This is a genomic window from Pseudoalteromonas sp. SWXJ133 (genome assembly GCF_015864365.1).
Taxonomy (GTDB): domain Bacteria; phylum Pseudomonadota; class Gammaproteobacteria; order Enterobacterales; family Alteromonadaceae; genus Pseudoalteromonas; species Pseudoalteromonas arctica.
In genome coordinates, this window is the sequence record NZ_JADYXJ010000026.1 from 42,991 (window position 1) to 64,345 (window position 21,355).

17 protein-coding genes are annotated in these 21,355 nt (G+C 39.1%); 9 read left to right on the forward strand and 8 right to left on the reverse strand.

Annotated features, from left to right (window positions below):
• Positions 1-117: 117 nt before the first annotated feature.
• On the reverse strand, positions 118-3,816 hold the full coding sequence (locus tag I6F40_RS16590) for a S8 family serine peptidase (RefSeq protein ID WP_166377908.1): 3,699 nt from the start codon (positions 3,814-3,816) through the stop codon (positions 118-120).
• Positions 3,817-4,045: 229 nt separating this feature from the next.
• On the opposite strand from I6F40_RS16590, the gene I6F40_RS16595 reads away from it, so the two are divergent.
• Positions 4,046-4,516, forward strand: a complete 471-nt coding sequence (locus I6F40_RS16595) for a DUF2721 domain-containing protein (RefSeq protein ID WP_165729344.1) — start codon at positions 4,046-4,048, stop codon at positions 4,514-4,516.
• Positions 4,517-4,606: 90 nt separating this feature from the next.
• A complete protein-coding gene (locus tag I6F40_RS16600) occupies positions 4,607-5,059 on the forward strand; it encodes a c-type cytochrome (protein WP_166377910.1) in 453 nt (150 codons plus the stop codon).
• Positions 5,060-5,161: 102 nt separating this feature from the next.
• Here I6F40_RS16600 and I6F40_RS16605 read toward each other — a convergent pair whose 3' ends face one another.
• From I6F40_RS16605 to I6F40_RS16620, 4 genes are all read right to left on the reverse strand, one after another.
• A complete protein-coding gene (locus I6F40_RS16605) occupies positions 5,162-8,329 on the reverse strand; it encodes an efflux RND transporter permease subunit (RefSeq protein WP_166377913.1) in 3,168 nt (1,055 codons plus the stop codon).
• A gap of 14 nt (positions 8,330-8,343) precedes the next feature.
• Positions 8,344-9,522: an efflux RND transporter periplasmic adaptor subunit gene (locus I6F40_RS16610; RefSeq protein ID WP_166377915.1), complete on the reverse strand. Its 1,179-nt coding sequence runs from the start codon at positions 9,520-9,522 to the stop codon at positions 8,344-8,346.
• Between the two features lie 219 nt (positions 9,523-9,741).
• Positions 9,742-10,530: a PhzF family phenazine biosynthesis protein gene (locus I6F40_RS16615; protein ID WP_166377917.1), complete on the reverse strand. Its 789-nt coding sequence runs from the start codon at positions 10,528-10,530 to the stop codon at positions 9,742-9,744.
• A 72-nt stretch (positions 10,531-10,602) separates the two neighbouring features.
• Positions 10,603-11,217 carry a PQ-loop repeat-containing protein gene (locus I6F40_RS16620; protein ID WP_166377947.1) on the reverse strand — a complete coding sequence of 205 codons (615 nt, stop codon included), beginning with the start codon at positions 11,215-11,217 and terminating at the stop codon, positions 10,603-10,605.
• A 290-nt stretch (positions 11,218-11,507) separates the two neighbouring features.
• Here I6F40_RS16620 and I6F40_RS16625 point away from each other — a divergent pair, with 290 nt between their 5' ends.
• Positions 11,508-12,641 carry a PepSY-associated TM helix domain-containing protein gene (locus I6F40_RS16625; RefSeq protein ID WP_166377919.1) on the forward strand — a complete coding sequence of 378 codons (1,134 nt, stop codon included), beginning with the start codon at positions 11,508-11,510 and terminating at the stop codon, positions 12,639-12,641.
• A gap of 453 nt (positions 12,642-13,094) precedes the next feature.
• Here I6F40_RS16625 and I6F40_RS16630 read toward each other — a convergent pair whose 3' ends face one another.
• Genes I6F40_RS16630 through I6F40_RS16640 form a run of 3 tightly spaced genes read right to left on the reverse strand, consistent with a single transcriptional unit; the run spans position 13,095 to position 16,053 of the window.
• A complete protein-coding gene (locus I6F40_RS16630) occupies positions 13,095-14,642 on the reverse strand; it encodes a PH domain-containing protein (RefSeq protein ID WP_197193217.1) in 1,548 nt (515 codons plus the stop codon).
• Positions 14,635-15,168: a PH domain-containing protein gene (locus I6F40_RS16635; RefSeq protein WP_166377923.1), complete on the reverse strand. Its 534-nt coding sequence runs from the start codon at positions 15,166-15,168 to the stop codon at positions 14,635-14,637. Before I6F40_RS16635 ends, I6F40_RS16630 begins: the two co-directional genes overlap by 8 nt.
• A 36-nt stretch (positions 15,169-15,204) precedes the next feature.
• Complete coding sequence (locus tag I6F40_RS16640) at positions 15,205-16,053, reverse strand: D-hexose-6-phosphate mutarotase (protein ID WP_166377925.1); 849 nt, start codon at positions 16,051-16,053, stop codon at positions 15,205-15,207.
• 427 nt (positions 16,054-16,480) lie between these two features.
• Here I6F40_RS16640 and I6F40_RS16645 point away from each other — a divergent pair, with 427 nt between their 5' ends.
• The 6 genes from I6F40_RS16645 to I6F40_RS16670 all read left to right on the forward strand — a co-directional run bounded on the left by I6F40_RS16645 (position 16,481) and on the right by I6F40_RS16670 (position 21,054).
• Positions 16,481-16,963: a MarR family winged helix-turn-helix transcriptional regulator gene (locus I6F40_RS16645; RefSeq protein ID WP_010554531.1), complete on the forward strand. Its 483-nt coding sequence runs from the start codon at positions 16,481-16,483 to the stop codon at positions 16,961-16,963.
• Between the two features lie 99 nt (positions 16,964-17,062).
• Positions 17,063-18,385: a carbohydrate porin gene (locus tag I6F40_RS16650; protein ID WP_166377927.1), complete on the forward strand. Its 1,323-nt coding sequence runs from the start codon at positions 17,063-17,065 to the stop codon at positions 18,383-18,385.
• A gap of 127 nt (positions 18,386-18,512) precedes the next feature.
• A complete protein-coding gene (locus I6F40_RS16655; RefSeq protein ID WP_007580453.1) occupies positions 18,513-18,908 on the forward strand; it encodes a YbaN family protein in 396 nt (131 codons plus the stop codon).
• Between the two features lie 124 nt (positions 18,909-19,032).
• Entirely contained in the window at positions 19,033-19,665 is a 633-nt protein-coding gene (locus I6F40_RS16660; protein ID WP_101163838.1) for a PepSY-associated TM helix domain-containing protein, read from the forward strand.
• Entirely contained in the window at positions 19,665-20,174 is a 510-nt protein-coding gene (locus I6F40_RS16665; protein WP_010554527.1) for a DUF2271 domain-containing protein, read from the forward strand. Before I6F40_RS16660 ends, I6F40_RS16665 begins: the two co-directional genes overlap by 1 nt.
• Positions 20,175-20,208: 34 nt before the next feature.
• Positions 20,209-21,054 (forward strand): DUF4198 domain-containing protein, encoded by an 846-nt coding sequence (locus I6F40_RS16670; RefSeq protein WP_166377929.1) that lies wholly within the window; start codon positions 20,209-20,211, stop codon positions 21,052-21,054.
• The last annotated feature ends 301 nt before the right edge of the window (positions 21,055-21,355 follow it).

A 21,355-nucleotide genomic window follows, 5' to 3' on the forward strand; every position in this document is an offset into this window, starting at 1 on the left:
TTTATTTTTTATTAAGTAGTTAAATATACCTATAAATTAGAGTTTGTAGTTGTTTAGTTTGTGAAGCAATGTAAAAAGGGAGCCGAGACTCCCTTATATAACTATTAAGTTATAAAATTACTTTTGTTTACGACGACGCATAAATGCAAACGGCGCTACTAGTAACGTTAACCATGCAAGTGAACCAGACGATCCATTGCTCTCAGGCTCTGGCGTAACTGGCTGAGGGTCAGCAATTGTATCATTAACAACTATTGATACTGTTGTCTCTTCAGCGGTGGTACCTGACGCTTCACGTACTGTATATGTAAAGCTATCTTCGCCAGAAAACTGGGTATTTGGTGTATAATCAATAGTGCCATCTTCCTTAACTGTTGTTGAACCATTTGCAGGTGCAGATACAACCTCAACAGTCGATGCTACAAGACTACCCTTAACTCTCACACCTTTATGCGCGGAGAACTCCGCATTTTCTGTTGCCGATGAAGCGACCGCGTCGAATACAAAGCGAGATTCAGCCATATCGTTAGCTAATACGTTAATATTAATTGTTTGCTCTTCGTCAACTTCCACTGAGTCTGCAGTAGTGTAATGGCTACGATCTTTTGCAAAAGCTTGATACTGAATATCAACAGTTCCGCCTTTAATCTGATCAACTAGATAACCACTACCAATACCTGCTCCTGTTGGAACTGTATCTATCATTGCACCTACATTACCATCTGCAGACTCGACACCTGCAGAGTAAGGTGAAGGTAAAGTTGGAACATCAATGTAGTTTATGCGAACTTCATCAGTACCTTCTTTTAAAATAACTTGGAAAGTGTACTTATCACCAGAAGTGCTTCCATAAAGTTCAACGTCATGCCATTCAACAACAACATAGCCACTTTCAAATTTAGCTACATATATATCGCCGCCACCAGTTCCACCCGCCAAATCAAAATCAGCCCATAATGGAGCAATTACACCGCTTGGTGCACTTGCATTAGGCATAGCTTGAGGGGCAAAAGATCCAGATGTATTTACATCAGCGCCAACAGCAATAAAGCCGTTATCTGAGATTGTAAATGCTGAGTACTCTTTACCATCAAAAATAAAATCTGCTTCTACGGTAATCGTTATCTCATCACATCCATCAGGGCAAGATTGTGGGTCAAAACCTTCGTCTGCAAGAGAGAGCGTGCCTAAGAGGTCACTGCTGTTAATGCCAAACTCTTTTGGACCAAGTGTACCTGTCCAAGTTAGCTCCTTGTTGTCTTCACTTAAAGTTACTGCACCAGCGCCATTTGTTACTTCAACTACAGGCGGAGCACCTTTGAGGAGTTCAGCATTTTCATCAAGCTTCACATTTACTGATAACTCATCAGTAAACAAAGTATTATTAAATTGCACACCAATCTTTGCTGGCGTAGAAGAATTTAGTGAGTCTGCATCAACTGTTGCGCTAAATACGCTACTATTTGTGGCTTCATTATCGTAAATAGCAAATGGTAAATGCGCAACTTGTCCTGTTTCAGTGTGAGTCCATACTACATGGCCAAAGTTCCAACCTTTCACACTATTAAATGTAGAATCAATATCTAAGTTAAATTCAGCTACGTTAGCTTTTATTCCTGCACTGTCAGTACTTGTAGAAACAGAACCATTTGCTTCAAGCATAATAGTACTTGGAGTCACTGTAATTTCAGCACCTTCCATATCTGTTACTATCTTAGCCGTCCACTCTCCTGCCACGTCAGTCATGTTCTCAACTGTATTAGTAAAGCTACATACACTTAAACAACTTGGATCAGCATATGAACCATGACCAAATGTAAGGGATGCATCTAACGCACTAGGCATATCTAAACGTCCCGCGCCCACATCAAATGCATCAGCTTTCGTTACTAGGTCTTCTTTATGTAAGCCATCCATTTTTGACGAGCTCATTAAAGCTGTTTTAATTTGAATTGCATTCCATTCAGGGTGTGCCTGTTTCATAAGCGCAGCAGCACCAGCTACATGTGGGCTTGCCATACTTGTACCAGTAATCGCATTAAAAGTAATACCATCGCCTTCATCAGGAGAATATGCTGATAAAATATCTGTACCAGGAGCTGCAATATCAGGTTTTAAGAAGCTAGGTTCGCCGTTAGGACCACGAGAGCTTGAGGAGTTCACTGCATCTGTAAATTTCTCTTGAATTGTGCGCTTAACACTTGGATCTAATAATGCAATGACAGACTCTTCAGCCTCAGTTAATAACTCAACTAAACCTAACCCATCTTCTTGGCTAATTGATGATGCTGGAATAGTCGCATCATCCATAGCCATACCCATAGCTCCGCCAGGGGTATTATTGTGGATAATAACAGCTTTAGCTCCTGCTTTTTCAGCATTTGCAGCTTTGGCTGAAAATGCACAGCTACCACGAGAGATTAATGCTACAGAGTCAGCAAATGATACGTCTTCAGCAAACTCTTCACACCCTTCAAAGTTATCTGGAGCAATCACTTGCGCAGAAATAATAGGTAATGAAGTAGGGTCTGTTAATAAACCATTACTACCTTCAATACTCATGAAGGTCTCACCGGCAACCTCAATCGACTGTGAGAAAAAACGACCAGTTTGTGTATTAGCTACAGTTAGACCCGATTCGATACAACTTGGACAACCAATTGTCTGGGCACCATTACCGTCATTACCAGCGGCAGTAACAACTACCACACCTGCCTCTTCCGCAGCTGTGAATAAATCGCTATAGGCACTAGTAGAAGGGTTACCACCTGCGCCGCCGCCCCAAGAGTTATTAATAACATCAGCACCATCATTAATGGCTGCTTCTAATGCAGACATTAGTGCAACAGTTGTACCGCTACCACGACCATCAGCTGTATGCCAAAGCGCTTTATAAGCCATTAACTGCGCAGCAGGAGCTACACCTGAGATAGACACGTTGTTATCTTGATACGTAATTTCAATAGGATTACCAACTGCAGTACCAGCTACGTGAGTACCGTGGCCGTCATAACCTAAAGGAGATCCAATGTATTCATCTGGGTGCACATCACTAGGGGTTGGGCCAAAAGCACGCGCTACAATTAATTTGTTATTACAAAAATCAGCTTCGCCGCCGTCTACACGACAGAAATCTGGGTTTTCAGCAATGTAAGCAGCTTCTTCTTCACTAAACTCTGCTGCTGCAAAACCAACATCTGAAAACATGGGGTTTTCTGGACGAATACCAGAGTCAATAATAGCAACTTTAACGCCCTTACCTGCTTCAGATTGGCCGCCTAAAGCCTGCCATGCTTCTACACCTTTGATCACATCGATAGATGCATCCATTAAGGTATGATATTCAGTATCTAAAAATACTTTTTTAACGCCTGAAAGCTTAGCAAGCGCTCCACGCTGACCTTCCTCACCTTCAACAACAATACCGTTAAATAGCGTACTAAACGAATGAGATACTGAACCACCACTTACAGACGCTGCAACTTGCGCTACGCTTTTTTGCTTTGCTTTTAGGTAGCTGCTGTATTTTAAAGCGGGTGCAGAAGATAGCTTAACTTTACTATCTCCAGTTATAACTGCTGAAGTTGCTTCTAGCCCTACAATACCACCTCTGTAAGTCGCTAATGGTTCATCTTCAAGTTGAATAATATAACGCGCTTTTCTAGATATTGTTTTATCTTGAGAGTAAGTTTTAACACTTGAAGTTTCAGGTGCATACCCTTTAGAAAAATCAGGTGCTGCAGCTACACCGTATGACATCATAGCTAAACCAATAGCAGTCGATATAGCTGTTTTTCTCATTATTATATTTGACATTATTTCCCCTGAGGTGAGTTTTATATTATTGTACTTATTACCAATCGTAATTGGTCTGTATTTAGAATATAAAACTTTACACCCATCCTGAGCAACACCTTGATTACAAACAAATTACAACTTATGTATGAAAAGGTTACAAAAAATTATAAGTAATTGATTTTTAATAGGTATTATTTATTTTTGCTTTGTAAATGAGTGTAAACACATTAACCCTTTTGAGAAAAATATGAATAGCGAAGTAATTAACATTTTAACTATGGCAAAAGTAATTCAAACGGCCGTTGCTCCCGTATTTTTAATCACAGGTATAGCAGCAACTTTAGGTGTTTTATCGAATCGCTTAGCACGAATTACCGACAGAGCGCGCTTATTGGAGCGAAGATTAAAAGTAAATACAGATGACGATTTTAATAAGTCGCTAGCAACAGAACTGCGCGCTTTATTAAAAAGATCGCGTTTTATACATATTGCTTTTAGTTTAAGTGTATTAAGTGCCTTACTTGTATGTGCTGTGGTCATGTTTTTATTCTTGTCGCACATTCAATCAATTAACTTAAGCGTGACCATTGCTTGTTGTTTTGTAGCTGCCATGGCGTTACTCATTTGTGCATTTATTTCGTTATTAGGTGAAGTGTTTTTAGCAACCCGCAGCATGCGACGAGGCATGATATTTGCCGATATAGGCATTAATGATTAACTTTTCATTAAATCCATCGTATTCGCTTGAATAAAAATGACGTTACATACAAGATATTAAATTAGGAATAATACTCAACAGGGGCAAACTATGAAATTTAAAAAAATATTAGCAGGTATAGCATTAGCTACATGTGCACTTAGCGTATCGGCAAATTCTGCATTTAAAGAACCAAGTGACGCGATTGAATACCGCCAAGCTGCGTTTTCAATGATTTCAGTGCAAATTGGTGACATGGGCGCAATGCTAAAAGGTAAAGTACCTTTTGACGCAGAGCAATTTAAAATGCGTGCTAACAACGCTGCTGCACTTTCAAAAATGCCATGGGAAGCGTTTTACGAAGGGACAGATAAAGGCGAAACAGCTGCACTTGCTGCTGTTTGGTCTGAAAACGATACTTTTATGAAAAAAGCAACTGCATTTCAACAATACGCAGATGAGTTAGCAGTAGCGGCTCAATCAGGCGATAAGGCCGTAATTGGTAAAGCTTTTGGTGCATGGGCTAAAGGCTGTAAAGATTGCCATAAGCAATTTAAAGATTAATTATTGTTGTTTTAATACTTGATGTAGTAACAACAAATGATAAAAAGCACTGAACGGTTAATCATTCAGTGCTTTTTTGTACCCGGCATTTAGGCCCGTATGTTATTTATTGAGCGAAACCTTCTGCGGGCGACGTTTAAATACAGTCCTAATCCCACCCAAAATGCGTGTAAACACCTTACCAATATCACTTAATATAATGTACAAGCATGGCACTAATATAAGTGTTATTAATGTTGCAAACATCACTGCAAAACCAAGCGCTACCGCCATAGGTATTACAAACTTAGCCTGCAGGCTTGTTTCAAACATAATGGGCAATACACCTGCAAATGTAGTAATTGAAGTAAGTAATATAGGTCTGAATCGAGCACAACCGGCATCTATTACAGCATTTTTAATACTAACACCTGTTTTACGGGCTTGATTCACATAATCGGTCATAACGAGTGAGTCGTTTATAACCACCCCTGCTGCTGCAATAATACCAAAGCCAGACATTAAAGTTATATCCAAACCAAACCAGTAATGCCCCCATATTGCTCCCGTTAAGCTAAATGGAATCACCGACATAACAATAAGTGGTTGCGCATAACTCTTGAGGGGTACGGCTAATAAAATATACACCAAAATCATACCGCCGAAGAAAAACATCTTCTGCTGATTAGCCTGATCTTGTTGCTCTTCAATGGCGCCACCAAGTTCTGACTTAACACTTGGATATTCTTCTTTAAGTTGTGGTAGTAGCTCTTCTTTAATTTGATCTACAACTTCGTTTGGCTCGATCACTTCTTCATCTATGTTTCCATAAACATACACAGTACGATAGCCCCCTTCACGGCGGATATAACTAATACCTGGTGTTTCAGTAAGTTCAACTACATCACCAAGCAGTACTTCACGGCCCTGCGGGGTAGTAACAACCGCATGCTTAAGTGACGAAAATGCCTCTCGAGTCAGTTTAGGGTAACGCACCATTACACGTACTTCCTCGCCTCGGCGAATAACACGTTGAGCCTCACCACCATAAAAACTAGCACCCACTTGATTTGCAATAGAAGCTAAGTCTAAACCTAAGTCGTAAGCGACCGGTTTTAGGCTCATTTGCACTTCTTTACTTGCAGGGTCTATTGTTGAGCTAATATCAAACAAACCTTCTTGCTGTTGCAGCAATTCTATAAAGCGACGACCAGCATCATTCAATGTATCAATATCTGAGCCATATAATAAATAACCAAATTCGCCGTCACTTCCCCCTCCATTTACATCATCATAAATGGTTAATGATTTAACACCGGCAATATCAGGCATGGCTTCGCGCCAACGGCGTGATAATTCAAATGCGTTATAAGGCCGTACACTTTCATCAACAAGAGGTACAAGCACTTGGGCTTCGGTGCGCCCTTGGTTATAGACTAAAATATCTCTTATGAGCTTTTGACCATATTTGCGCTCGGTATCTTCATCAATCGCAATCACCATCGCCTCTATTTCGCGAATAGCATTTATTGTTTGTATGTCTGATACATTGTCATTCATTTCTAGATTTATTTGTGGGTAGTCATGCGGGATTTTTGGCATAAACCCAGTACGAACTTGATTTGATGAGATCAAAGCAAAGGTTACGATCAATAGGGCGATAAATGAAAATAATACTGACCAACGCCATTCAACACAACGTACAACAAAGCGCTTATATGGGCCATTTACAAAACCAAAAAATCGCGTATTAAACCGATCTCGCCAGCCCCCCTCTTTTATTGGTGAAAAATGAGTGTGGGCAATATGGGCAGGCAATATCAACTTTGATTCAATCAAACTAAATACCAAACACAGCATTACCACCACAGCTATACCATAAAAGAAGGCACTTTCTGGACCTGTAGATAACGTAAATGGAGCAAATACTGCAATGGTAGTTAGTACACCAAAAGTTGCGGGGGTTGCTACGCGTTTTGCGCCATTAACCACATTAACAACACCGCCGCCTTTTTTCTCTATTTCGGTGTAGGCACTTTCGCCTATGACAATGGCGTCGTCCACCACAATCCCTAGCACCATAATAAAAGCAAAAAGTGATAAAATATTAATGGTTACACCAAACAGTGGCATCATCATCATTGCGCCCAAAAAGCACACTGGTAAGCCAATCATTACCCATAATGCCAACTTAAAGCGTAAAAAGATTGACAGCATAATTGCAACCAAAACAGCACCCTGAATAAGGTTTGTAACCATCATGTCTAAGCGAGCATTTAAGTAGTACGTCATATCCATTAATGGCTCTAAACGAACCCCCAGCGGTAGCTCTTTATTTTTTAATTCTATAAATGCTTTTACTGAATCAGCAACTGGGATAATACTTTGCTCTTCGGTCGCTTTTACCGATATATAAACTGCATTTTCACCATTGAATTTAAAGTAACGCTCACCTTCAGTGAACTGATCTTTAATCACGGCAATATCTTGCAGTAACACTTTAGCGCCATTAGCCCCTATTTTTACCGGTATTTTCCTAAATTCTTCACCAGAGTAAAACTGATTTTCGACGCGAACAGAAATAACACCTGCGTCTGTTTTTAGCTGCCCCGCCGAAAAGTTAGCTGAGTAACGACGCACTGCATTCATTACATCACTAAGGGTTAGGTTATATTGACGCAGCGTATCGGGTTCGATTTCAATTGCTATTTCATCAAGAGGAACATCGTTTACCACTAACGACACGTTAGATAGCTGTAGTAACTCATCTTCTATTTGGTTTGCTATAGGCTTAAGCTCAGTTAGCGGTAAGTCAGCAACGAGCGTCATACCTATAACATCTTGCCTAAACTCAACTTGACTTATGGTGACCGGTTCCATACCGGCTGGGAACGTTGCTATACCATCAACCCGTAATTTAACTTTATCGAGTATATCGGTCAGCTCTACATCAGTATTAATTTCAAGACTTGCTCTACCGCCATTTCTAAATGCTCTGTACACACCTTTTTTAATTTCGGTCACATCTTTTAGCGACTCTTCAATTTTTATAAGTATGCTTTCTTCTATTTCCTGAGGAGAGGCACCGGGGTAATTAGCCTCAATATTAATGTAGTTAATCTCTACATTAGGAAACATTTGGCGTTGGATATTTAGAAAGCTAATAATTCCCATCACCACAATAAAAATCATCATTAGGTTGGCAGCAACGGAGTTATTAGCGAAGTAAGCAATAATACCGGTTTGTTTTTCAGCGTTAGGCGCTGTATTTGGTAGTTCAGTGTTACTCATAACTCAGCCTACCTTTATAATTTTTCAGTGGAAGCATTTTCAAGTGCCTCTGTATTTTTAGTATTTTGAAGGCCCGCAATTTTTACAGCCATGCCTTTTTGCGGATATTCTGGCAAAGTAATCACCAACTTATCATCTGCTTGCAAACCATCACTAATGTAAAAATACTCACCTTCTTCACGAATAACAGTTACTTTGCGTGGCTCTAGCTCTTGGTTCTCGTTCACTACCCACACAGTTTGGTTATTTACTAAAGCTTGCGGTAAACGGTAAATGTTATTAAGCATTGCTCCTGCAAAATTTACCTGTACGTAACTACCAAACTTGATGATAGGCTGTTTTGTTTTTAAGCCGTATGGGTCTTCAATACGCACCACTAAACTACTCATACGCGTAGCGTTATCAACAATCCCTAGGTCGCGGTCAATCACGCCTTCACGGGTAAAGCTGTTTAGTCCTTTTTGAATAATCGTTGCAGTAATACCTTTAATACGCTCTGGTAAAAAAACGCTGTCGAATCCTGCGATAGGAATAATCACTTCAGCAGTTTCAATATTATTTAGTTCAGCAACTTGCGAACCCATAGTGACATATTGGCCAACACCTACATTTCGGCTAATAACCAATGCATCGTAAGGGGCTGTTACTTCACAATTATCTAAGTCACGTTGTGCACGTTTTAATGCAGCTTGCGCCGACTTTACAGATGCCTGCGCACTTAACACTTGAGGCTTACGTAAAAATAAGTCGGTACGCGCTTTACTTGGAAAACGCTTTGCTTCATCTGCGGCTACTTGAGCTTGGGCCTGCTCTTCAATTAAGCCTGCTTGTGCACGAGCAATTTCTGCCTCTGCAACAAGTACTGCTGCTTCGTAGTTGTCTTTTTCGATAGTGAATAACGTTTCACCGCGAGCAACGATGCCGCCGGCTACAAAATTAGGATGCCAACTTAACACTTCACCCGACACCTGCGCCGAAAGCTGTGTACTTTCAAGAGGCTTTACTTCACCGTAGCTATTAATAATAACTTGATGATCGTTTGCAGCCACTGGCTCAACTTGCACTGTTGGACGAGTATCAATAACTTCTTTTTTTTCTGGCTCTTGTGCAATGGCATTTATTCCCATAAAGCCAACAACACCAACAACTAGTGCTACAAATGGAAAAACCCATCTAAGTGAATTTGTTTGCATATCCTATTATCCCCAAAATTCTATTAACGTCATAATACCAGAGCCATATGAAACATTAAGGTGACATTTGTAAGCAACTGTTACAAATGCGTATATTAATAGATAAAATAAAGGAAGTAGCTTAAGAAAACGACTAGTATAATAATAAAAAACAAGCCGTTGGTATGATTTTGAAATGAATAATTAAACCTTGTTCCTTGTCAAATATAAAGTTCCTAATTAAATATAAATAGTGCCTTTTAAATACCTTACAGCATGCCCCGTTAAGGTGACGGTTGTATCACCCACTTCACATAGTAAATACCCGCCTCTGCTTGAAGCCTGATAAGCGCTTAACGTAGTTTTACCCAATTGCTGCGCCCAGTAAGGTGCCAAGCCAGTATGAATAGAGCCTGTTGCATAATCTTCGTCGCCACCGCTTGCAGGCCAAAAATAACGAGATATAAAATCATATTCAGCACTTGCAGCAGTGGCCACTACATCAAGTGGATAAAGCGTTTTTAAAAGCTCTGAGCTAGTTTTTAATTCAAGTATTTGATCGGCGTTTTCATAAATAACAAAGTAGGCTTGGCGATTTTTAAGCACTTTACTCGGTTGTATAGACAGGCCATCAAGCAGTTGCTGAGGCACATTTTGCACTTCAACCGGTGCTTGTTTTGGAAAGGTCATTGCAAAGCTGCCATCAGCGTTTTTATTAACGATTAGCTCGCCCACCGCATCAGCAATAAAGCGAATTTGCGATATATTATGCTCTTCACATAAAACATAGGCAGCCGCAAGTGTGGCGTGACCACAAAAGTCGATTTCCATTAAGGGCGAAAACCAGCGAATAACAAAACTTCCATCGTCTTGCAGGCAGGTAAAAGCAGTTTCAGATACGTTATTCTCAGCGCCAATCTTTAGCATTAAATCGTCACTTAACCACGATTCTAGTGGGATCACTGCCGCATAGTTACCTTTGAATAACTCATTCGTAAACGCATCAATTTGATGAATAGCTAATTGCATTGTTTAAACTTTGTAATGATTAATAGCTTAAAACTGCCATACCTAAACTAAATTAGCACTTTTATTTTGGCTTTAAGCCATTACAGGCCGCATTCTATAATATTGCATACAACCAAATTGCACAGCATTGGTAAGCAACAGCATAATAAACATAAGTAAGTGCGCCGTGCTTGGAGCCGCTGTTGTAAGCTCAACAACTAAGCCGCAAATACCAGCAATAAACTGCAAGCTAAAGTAGCGCGCGCTTAAATTACTTACATTACCCGTACGCAATGTTTTATAAGTTTGTGGCATAACACGTACCGAACTCATCACAAGGCCAACATACGTTAAAGCGCTTAATACCGTTGCAGTATCGAGGCTTGAATTCAAAAGTAGTGAAAAAGGCAGTAACGAAAAACCTAGCATAGTAAACAACTGTACCCGTTCTCGTTTAGCTGCGTTATAACGTGCAAAAAAATACAAAATAAGTCCGCTTAACGCACCGGTTACAATAAATGGTAACGCAATATAAAAACGCTCAAAATAAATATTGTAGGTTATAAAATAAAGGCTTTGTGCTAACCCAAACGTCATCATCAATAGTGATAAACCTGAGACACTACGATTTTTTCGAATTTTGTTTAGTAATGGTAAAAAACTAAAAACCAAAATAAATGAAGACAATATAGGCAAATAATACGGCAAAGCAACCTCGCTCGTTACATAAATGTTAATTAAAAACGAAAATAAAAACATTTAATAAACATTTGTTTTAAAAGGCTTTTACTATGAGCGCGGCATTGTAGAGCCGCGTAAATTTAACTCAACTAAATAAGACATTCTTGTTTTAGGTACTGGCAAGCTAGGTATACAAAAACCGTAGAATTAAGTTCACGGTTTACCGGTTTAATAGAAAGCCTCACCGCCAAACTGTTAAATAAAAATGATAGTTGTTATCATGCGCAAGTCATTAACTGCTGTATATAAAACTACCTATGAGAAAAACTCTTTTTAAAATTCACAGTTGGATCGCTCTAATAGCTATCATTCCATTGATTGTTATTAGTATTACAGGGAGCGTATTAGTTTTTAAAAGTGAAATAGATGGCTTACTTATGCCAAGCAGCCACTTTGTTGTAAATGCACTGCCAGAGCGCATGCCAATCGACACGTTAATTGCCAAAACAGAGCATGCTTACCCTGAATATGTAGTAGGTAGTTGGGAGATTTTTAACGATGATACAGCTGATCGGGTTTACTTAGTCAAACGCGGCACAGAGCAATGGTATAAGTTTCATTTAAACCAGTATACGGGTGACATTTTGTCTGAACCTGTTGGTACCAGCCATTATTTTACCGATTGGTTTTTAGAACTACATTACACTTTTTTACTGAACGACTTTAAAAACCTGCCAGGGCAAACAGGCACTGTACTAGGCTTCTTTTTTGCCCTGTTTTTATTGGTATTAGGTATTACTGGGCTTATTATTTATCGTAAATTTTGGCAGCGTCTATTTAGTGTGCGCTGGCGTTCAACACTGCAAATTGTACTTAGCGACATTCATAAAATGACGGGGGTTATAGGATCTCCCATCATTATTCTTTTAGCTATCACAGGTGGCTACTTTAACTGGGCGGTGTGGTATCACGAAGTTATTGAACACGCAGAGGAAGAGCACTTTGTACTAACCAAAAACCTACACAGTAGCGATATTTCGTTTCAACACATACTTGATGACAGCAAAAAACAAATACCCACTTTTAACGGCACGTTTTTAGTTATGCCACTCGAGCCTGACGAAAACATTACCTTGTTCGGCGAAGTCGATACCGCCAACCCACTTGCTAGTGAGTATGCCAATACGGTTAGCTATAACAAGCTAACAGGCGAGCACATAGCTAACTGGGATATTCGCGAAGTAGGCGTTGGCTGGCAGGTAATTGATAGCTTTAGAAAGCTTCATTTTGGCTACTTTGCAGGGCTAATAAGTAAAATACTGTGGTGCGTAATTGGTTTAAGCCCAGTGTGGCTAGCAGGTACTGGTTTTTACTTATGGTTTACTCGCCGAAAACGTAAAAAACAATCACAAAAAAATCGTTTAAGTAGACATTGCACTGTAAGCGATTGATTATAGAGCAATCAGGGTTTTAGGCTAAGTTACCGTCCTTACAGGTGGAGAAGTAACTTAGCTTAAATCATCATTAATTTAATAATTGTAAAGTAAACAATAAAAGCTTTGCCAAGCTCGTATTCTATCTTCAAAACTGCCACCTTCTAATCACGACAGTCCCCTGTTAAACGTTAAGTCATTTACAACACCTGCAGACCCCACCCAAAGCTAAACTCACCTAGTATTTTATGTCGTAAATTTGTGCTTATACGGTGTCGTCGAGTTGATGTTGCTTGTAATAAAGCCATCGCATACTTTCTTTAATGCTTAATCCGCCTAACGTAAATAAGTTTGCATATACTCAGCCATTGATTTGGCTGATGTCTTACTCTGTAAGTTTTTACTCGTCTACCATTTAGCTTTACTATGACATCTTCAACCTCTGGTGGCGTTATTTTTAATGAGGAGGTATTACATCCAGCTGCGAGTATCTGACTCAATCTGCTTAATTGTAAAATCAATTATAAAGTCAGCATCTTGCTGCTTTATGTAGGGCATAAATGCAAACCCTGAAGCAAGTTGTATATACAGGCTTTTTAAGCCTGATTTCCTCATTAAGTACATACTTATACTGCGCGCACTTTGCGCTTTATAAAGCTCAAAAACACGGTAATGAACGCCAATCATACCTTTGCGTACAACCATGTAAAATCGACCATTATCCTCATGCATGTAATAACCATAACGCTGATACGACAAAGTTACCAAGCCAGAAAACACCACCAAAACACCAAGGCTTATCAAAGTATTAATATCAGCAATAAAACAAAAGCCAAACACTAATGCACTGGGTAACAATGAATAAAAGCCTAGATTTTTATACAAAAGCGCTCGCTCTGCGCGCTTAAAAGCGAGTTTTTTACTATTAAACCACGGGTAAATCCATTGGCATACACTATCAACTTGTTCGCTATTTAATACAGGTAATACTAAAGTTTGTTTATTTTTTTTAGCCGCAACACCGGCTGCTATTCCGCCGCTACTTGCTTGCAAGCACTCAACGGTAAATCGCTTTAGTAATCGCCCCATTAGGTTTTGCTTAATAACAATAGACTGTACTTTATCCATGCTCATCGAAAGCTGATGGCGCTCTAACAAGCCAGCAATACGTTTAAACTTTTGACCTTTAAAATAAAGCTCAAAGTTATAAAAACGAATAAGCGACATAGCCACCGATAGCATCACAGCCACCAAAACTAACAAAATAATTAAGGTGATCATTGCAAAGGTAGCAGCACTTGCCAGCATACCAAGCTCTTGTTGGTAAAAGCCTTCTACTTTCGCAATAATTTGCTTCTCTAAAAAATCGATAATCAAGTTTATAAAAGGGGCCAAAGCAGCGATTGCTAAAATAGCCATATTCGACATTAAACCAAATTTAGCTATTTCTTTATTGCTAATGCTTAGGCTGTTTTCGATAATGTCTGTTTCGCTTTGTTCAGTATTTTGTGCTTCTTCTTGTTGCTGCGCTTTAAAATCAAATATTTGTTTACGCATTTGCTGTGCGTAATCTTTAGTGACGCCAGGTAAAACAACTTCTTGTGACACACTGCCAGCAGCATCAAAAATACAATTAACTAAGTTTACGGGGGTAAAATAAAACGGCTCGGCAATATTAACGTTTTGCACACGGCCAAATTTAAGCGTAAGTCGCTCTTTTTTAAATACACCTTTGTTAAGCAATATTTCGTTGTCGCTACTAATACAAAACTTAAAATTTAAATAATATAAAAATGAGTAAATAAGCAACGAAATTAGCGCAATCCCACCTGCAACCTGCGCCCAAAACAACTTATTTTCTACTTGAGTAACAAACACGACAAGCATAGGCAGTAAGTTTAAAAGGCCATCTTTTACAAAGCGCACACTAAAGTGCACAACAAAGTATAAAAGTGCCCAGGGCGATACTTTCTGCCAGTAAATAGGGCTCGCTTTATCTTCGATAGTTGTATTACTCATCGACTAAAGCTGCCTGAGTAGTTGCGTCGTCTTGGCGGTAGTTTTGTACAAATTGGCGCATATTTTTACAATCATCATGGGTTAGCCCACTAATTTGTAAATCGGCACTTACACCGCCAGCGCTAAATAATTTAATACTCGCAAGGCTAAGTTTTCGCTCTATTGGCCCTTGGTGTATTTCCATATGCTGTACACGCGCTAAAGGTAATACCGTCACTTGTTGCCAAATAACGCCTTTTTTAAAAGCAATGTCATGATTTCGCACTGCAAAACCTCGTAACCTCACACTTATCATGTTGTACGCCATAGATACGGCAACCAAAATAGGCATACCAATTAGCAAATACGTTTGCGCATTATTAGCAAAGGCTTCATTAAAATAACAAACAGCAATAAGCGCTCCAATTAGCGGTATATAAAACAGAAGCGAGCTAAGCTGTGTATGTAATAAGGCTCTATCAGCCAATGGCTTAAAGCTAATATCACTATGCTTTGGTAAATCCATTATTTGTTGATTGTTAAACACTATTTGTCCCTATTCCTGCTTTTAATTATGGCTAGCTTACCAACTAATGGTGGTTATTAAGGTGTGACTTTGTTTTGGCTCAAGCGTTACTTTATCTGTCAGTACATTAGCAGCCTCTAAGCAGAGCATTGTTTTATATTCATCATCAGCAAAGTTAGATAAGCGTTTTGATTTTTCTATCCATGGGTTCCACAGTACACACGAACTTGAGTTTTCGCGGCTCACATTAATAACACCTTCTGGTGTATTAATAGTTTGCATTGTATTTGCTTGTGTATAAACCATATCGGTTTCGCGATTAAAGCTTACAACATCATTTTGTACAAATGGTCCTTCACTAAACTCAATATATTGCGCGCCTTGCAAACCATCTACATGGGTATTTGTAATGTCTGATGTAGGAAAATAGGTATGCAGCGCTTGAGTAAAGCTAAATGGCACACTTCCTAAGTTAGTGGTAGTTAAGCGAACCTGTAATTTATCGCTTAATACAAACTCAACTTTTAATGCTGACTGATGTGGCCAATACGTTGTATTAACAAGCTTCATGGGTAGCTTTAAACTAACTGTAATTTGCTCATCAGATTCGTGTACTTCATCAGCTTGCCAAACGCTTGTGCGAGCAAAACCATGGGCAGGCCAGCCATCATTAGCGTGTGTACCAAACCACGGCCAACAAATAGGAATACCACCTCGAATACTTGCCCCTTCTTGATAAGTTTCGTCTTGTGAAACCCAAATAAGTGGCTTATTATTTTTAGGGATAAACTCGGTAATTTGCCCACCTTGCAAAAATATTTTTGCGTCGCACTTTGAGCTAGCTATTTTAATAAACTCAAGACCGGATTCGCTTTGCTCAATGCTAACTGATGGCGATAATTTCATACCTTCCCCTATAATACTGATACTAAAGATTTTTAATATTTGTGCAGAAACAATAATGCATGCTTAAAGTATACGCTATTGATATTAAATATTGATTGCTGAATTTGTTCATTGCCGATTAATACATACACAGTAAACTCACAAACAATTACTTTGTAATAACAGCTGTAAATGAATAATACTAAAGTCTATACAATAAGACTTGCCAATTATTCACAACATACGTACTGTGCGCAACTTAATGCATACAAGATGCTAAGAAAATTTACTATAATTTAAACAATATAATTTTACATTAGTTACTGCTCTAACTATTAAAAACCAACAAAAGCGGCCTAATGTGCAATATATTGTTTGAATTCAATTTATTTGATGTGTAACATTTCGCGATTACGGCAAACTACCGCCCCATCGATGAGATAAGCAAATGCAAAAATATGACGAGTTATTGGTTTCTTTACGTAAAGTGATCCGCGCGATTGACTTACATTCTAAGCAGCTAAATAAAACTTCGGGTTTAACTGGCCCACAATTGCTTATAATGCAAGAAGTTAAAAAAACCGATGGAATAACGGCGAGCCGTATTGCTCAAAACGTAAATTTAAGCCCAGCAACGGTCACCAATATTCTCGACAGAATAGAAAGCAGAAACTTAGTAACACGCGTACGCAGTCAAATGGATAAACGCAGAGTGAGCTTATACCTCACCGAGAAAGGAAAAGAGTTACTTGATAAAGCACCTCAGCCATTGCAAGAACACTTTATTGAAAAGTTTTCTGCGCTTGCTGAGTGGGAACAGAGCCTTTTACTCTCATCAATGCAGCGTGTAGCCGCGATGATGGATGCAGATAAATTAGATGCATCGCCCCTTCTAGAAGTTGGTGCACTTACTCAAGCTCCTAAAGAATAAACAATAAAAAAAACACATAGTTTTGTACTTACTCTAAACGTAAGGCGTTTTCTGACGTCTTGAATTTTTTATTTTTTAATCACAAGCAGAGCGGCTATTATGACTAAACTCTCAAAATTAACACTAGCACTAGTCCTAGGTGGTGTTACAAGCACTTCTTATGCGTCTGATGATCTAGACACACTACAAAGCCAACTTAAACAGCTAAAGCAACAAATGCAATTGCTTGAAAATAAGTTAGCTGATGAAAAAACAAAACAACAGCAAATTAATAAGCAGCACGAACAACAAGTTGCAAACATCAGTAAAAAATCTGATCAAAAAGTAGTTGAAGTTGCCGCAGCTGAACCTGAGAAAAAAGATGAAGGCATTAAAGTTGGTGGAGCAATACGCTTTAATTACAGCACCAACACATACGATGAAGATACCCAAGATCGCGGTGGCGATTTTGATTTTGATATTTTCCGTATAAATGTATCTGGTGAAATTAACGATATTTCACTGAACGGTGAAGTACGTTTTTACGATTATATGACCGTTGTTAAATATGCTTACTTAGGTTACGAGTTTGCAGATGGCTGGGAAGGACAAGCAGGTATTGCACCCGTGCCTTTTGGTAATGGCCCATATAACTCACACAGCTACTTTTTCAGTACTAACTATTACGTAGGCCTAGAAGACGACTTTGATTTAGGTGTAGTAGTAAAACGTAAACTTAAAGATAACTGGAAGCTAGACCTAGGCTTTTTCAAAAATGATGAGCTAGGTGGAGTAGACGGTGGTTCCGATAAAAGCAAGCGTTACTCTTACGATATAGTTGGAAGTGGTACTTATGATTCTGAAGCTGGGATTACTGAAGGTAACAATATTGGTGAATACAATACGTTTGCCGGGCGTGCGACGTATCAAATTGAGCACAGCAAAAACGTAACTACCGATGTGGGTGTATCACTATTAAGTGGTGGCTTACATGACGGTAACGACCGTGCAGGTAACTACGGTGCATGGGCACTTCATGTTGATAGCACAATTAACAACTGGAATATCCAATTTCAACACGGTGAATACGACTACGACCTAGACGACAGTAACGACCGCTTTGTTGTTGGCGCATATAATTATTACGATACTGTATCTAGCGAAGCAACTATGACTAACTTTAACGTTGCTTATAATTACTCGCTTGATTGGGGCCCAGTTACCGACATTCAATTTTACAACGATTACGGCATTATTTATGACAAGTCTGACGACAGCGCAGATACATGGATGAACGTAACAGGTATGAGTGTTGCTGCAGGTGGTTTCTTTAGTTACTTCGACTTTATTCAAGCACGTAACCAGCCATTTATTGGCGGAACAATTATTGGTGATGGCGATACAGAACGTCGCTTCAACATAAATATTGGTTACTACTTCTAAACTGTTAACCGCATTTATTTTTAAAAGGGCAAACTTAGTTTGCCCTTTTTTATTGATTTTAAGCTTCGAATTAATAGCTATTTAGCCTACAATTAGAGATACCATAACACGCCTAAAAAGAGCCTAAGTGAATATAAAAGCAGTGTTTATTTGTTATAAAAACTTATGGTTTAAAGCGCTTGGCTTAATACTTGTAGCCTTGGGTATTATTGGCATTGTGTTACCGGTCATGCCTACCACTATATTTTTTATTTTAGCGCTCACCTGCTTTACTCGCTCATCACCCGCGCTTGAACAATGGCTGTTAAACCACCCTCGTTACGGTGTAACTCTGCAGCAGTGGCAAGCTCATAAAGTAGTGCCTGTTAAAGCCAAATGCTACGCCGCCATTGGCATGTTAATTGGATTTATATTTTTACTGTACTCAGCCGCCCCTATTTGGGTTATTTATCTCGTTGCAGTAATAGAAGTATCGGTAATGATTTACCTTATTTTAAGACCCTCCAGCCCTCCTAAGCATTAAATATTCATTTTTTACCTGCATACCACCTTTGTTTTAAAGTTTTTATGTAAAGATAAGTAAGTAAATTTGTAATAGCTAATGCAAATCATTATCATGTTGTAAATTTAATTTATTTACTGTTTTTATGTCGTTTATTAATAAGCGGGCTTTGTATAGTACAAGCCGAGCTCTACATATTTATATTTCTACAGCTTTGTTTTTTTTGCTTATTTTATTTTGCGTTAGCGGCATTGTGCTTAATCACGTTGATTGGCTTAAAAATGATAAAAATAACGGTCAAGTAACTGCAACAATTCCAGTAGAGCTAGTTACTAAAGCAAATGAACAGCTAAATACGCTGCCAACGCTTTACCCAGAAATAGAAGCTTACTTAGCTGAGCAATATGCACTTACAAAAGTAAAAAGCATTGAGTGGGAAAAAGAAGACGCGCTAGTAATGCTCGACTACCCACTGCCTGCAGGATTTGCCTACGCAGAGCTCGACTTTACAACCGGCGAGTTAAACCTAGATTACCAAACAGGAGGCTTTTTAAGCCTTATTGGCGACTTACATAAAGGCCGCCACAGTGGTGAAGTATGGAGTTGGGTGATTGATATATCTGCCGTACTAATGATTTTATTTGCCATCACCGGCATGATTATTTTGTTTCAAAATAGAAAAAAACGCTTAGCAGGAATATGGATAACCTTACTAGGAGTCGCAACTCCACTGGTTATTTATTTATGTTGGGTTCCACAAATAAAAGGAGTGTCTTAATGGTTAAATTTAAATTATTTATAAGCGCCGCATTACTGCTTGTAGCTGCGTTTTTTCAAACAACAGCGCATGCACAAACACCACAGCTAGAGGTTGAATTAACGCTTCCAGACTTAGAAGTACAACCGTATCACCGCCCATACGTTGCAGTTTGGCTTGAAACACCAGAGCGCAAACACGTTACAACGCTTGCACTTTGGGTACAAAAAGCAGAATGGTTTAAAGACTTACGCCAATGGTGGCGTAAAGCCGGTAAAAGCGATGCCAACTTTGACGGCATTAGCGGCGCAACAAAGCGCGCGGGTACTTACACTATAAATTGGCAAGGTAATGATTTAGACGGTAACCCAGTAAAACCAGGTAAATACTTACTTAATATTGAAGTTGTACGCGAAGAAGGCGGCAGAGACTACACCCGTGTTGAGCTTGATTTAACAAAGTCGGGAAAAATTACAATTGATGGTAAAAACGAGTTTTCACAAAGTTTCGTCACTGTAAGCACTAAGTAGCTGCTACTTAATCATTTAAATTTAAGGAAATACAATGAAAATTAATTTATTAAAAACTACATTAATCGGCGCATTGAGCTTATCTGCTTTAGTGTCAACTTCAGCGAGTGCACACGGACGTTGGTTACTACCTTCGCATACATCTTTATCAGGCGATAAAGCGCATTACGTAATGATTGACGCAAGCATTTCAAACGAAATTTTTGCACCAGACAAAGCCTTTAAACCTAAAGAAAAAGGCGCCGAGTACGACGATACGTTATTAATGGCACTTGCGCCTAATGGTGAGCCAGTATCTGAAACGATCCGTGCTTATTACTTAAAACGTAAAAGCTCAGCTGCGGTAAACTTAACAGAGCAAGGCACTTACCACATTGCAATGACCCAAAAGCCAATGTACATGACCTTCTATAAAAACGAAGAAGGTAAGCGCAAGCGCGTATTTGGTAAAAAAACAGACGCTAAGTTACCTAGCAATGCAAAAGATGTAACTACAACGAAGGTTGTTTCAACGGTAGATACATTTGTAAGCCGAAATGGCACCTCAAAGCCTGCACAGTTAGGCTTAGGCTTAGAGCTTAGTGGCCCAACGCATCCAAACGATTTATTTGTAGGTGAAAGCGCTAAGTTTCAGCTTTTACAAGATGGTAAATCTGCTGGTGAAGGCATTGAAGTAAGTATTTTAAAAGGCGACACACGCTACCGTAACGACCGTGGCGAAGTAAAAGTAACGACCGATAAAGAAGGTATGTTTACAATTACGTGGAAAGAACCAGGCCTATACCTAATCGAAACCTCTAACAAGGTTACCGTAAATGAAGAAGGCGTAGATGCAGGACGTTATGCATTATTTACAACGCTTGAAGTTGCCCCTGAATAATTTAAATCACTAAATTTAAAAAATTGAAAGGCCAAGCATTTGCTTGGCCTTTTTACGTCTTACTAACTTTTATCTAAAATTCCCTTGAATTCGCAACCATTCGACACAAGATTGCAACTACAACGATCCAAACGCCTATATCGCGCGTAGACACTGGGGCGTGTTGGCCTTTGTGGATTGAAATTTGTTCAATTTAGGAGCGATTTAATCGCGGCGCGAGGTTTGTAACCTAGTGGGCTAAGTAAAAACTGAGTAACAAAGAGTTAATCGTTCCTAGAAAGAATCCAAAGGGCAGCGCATG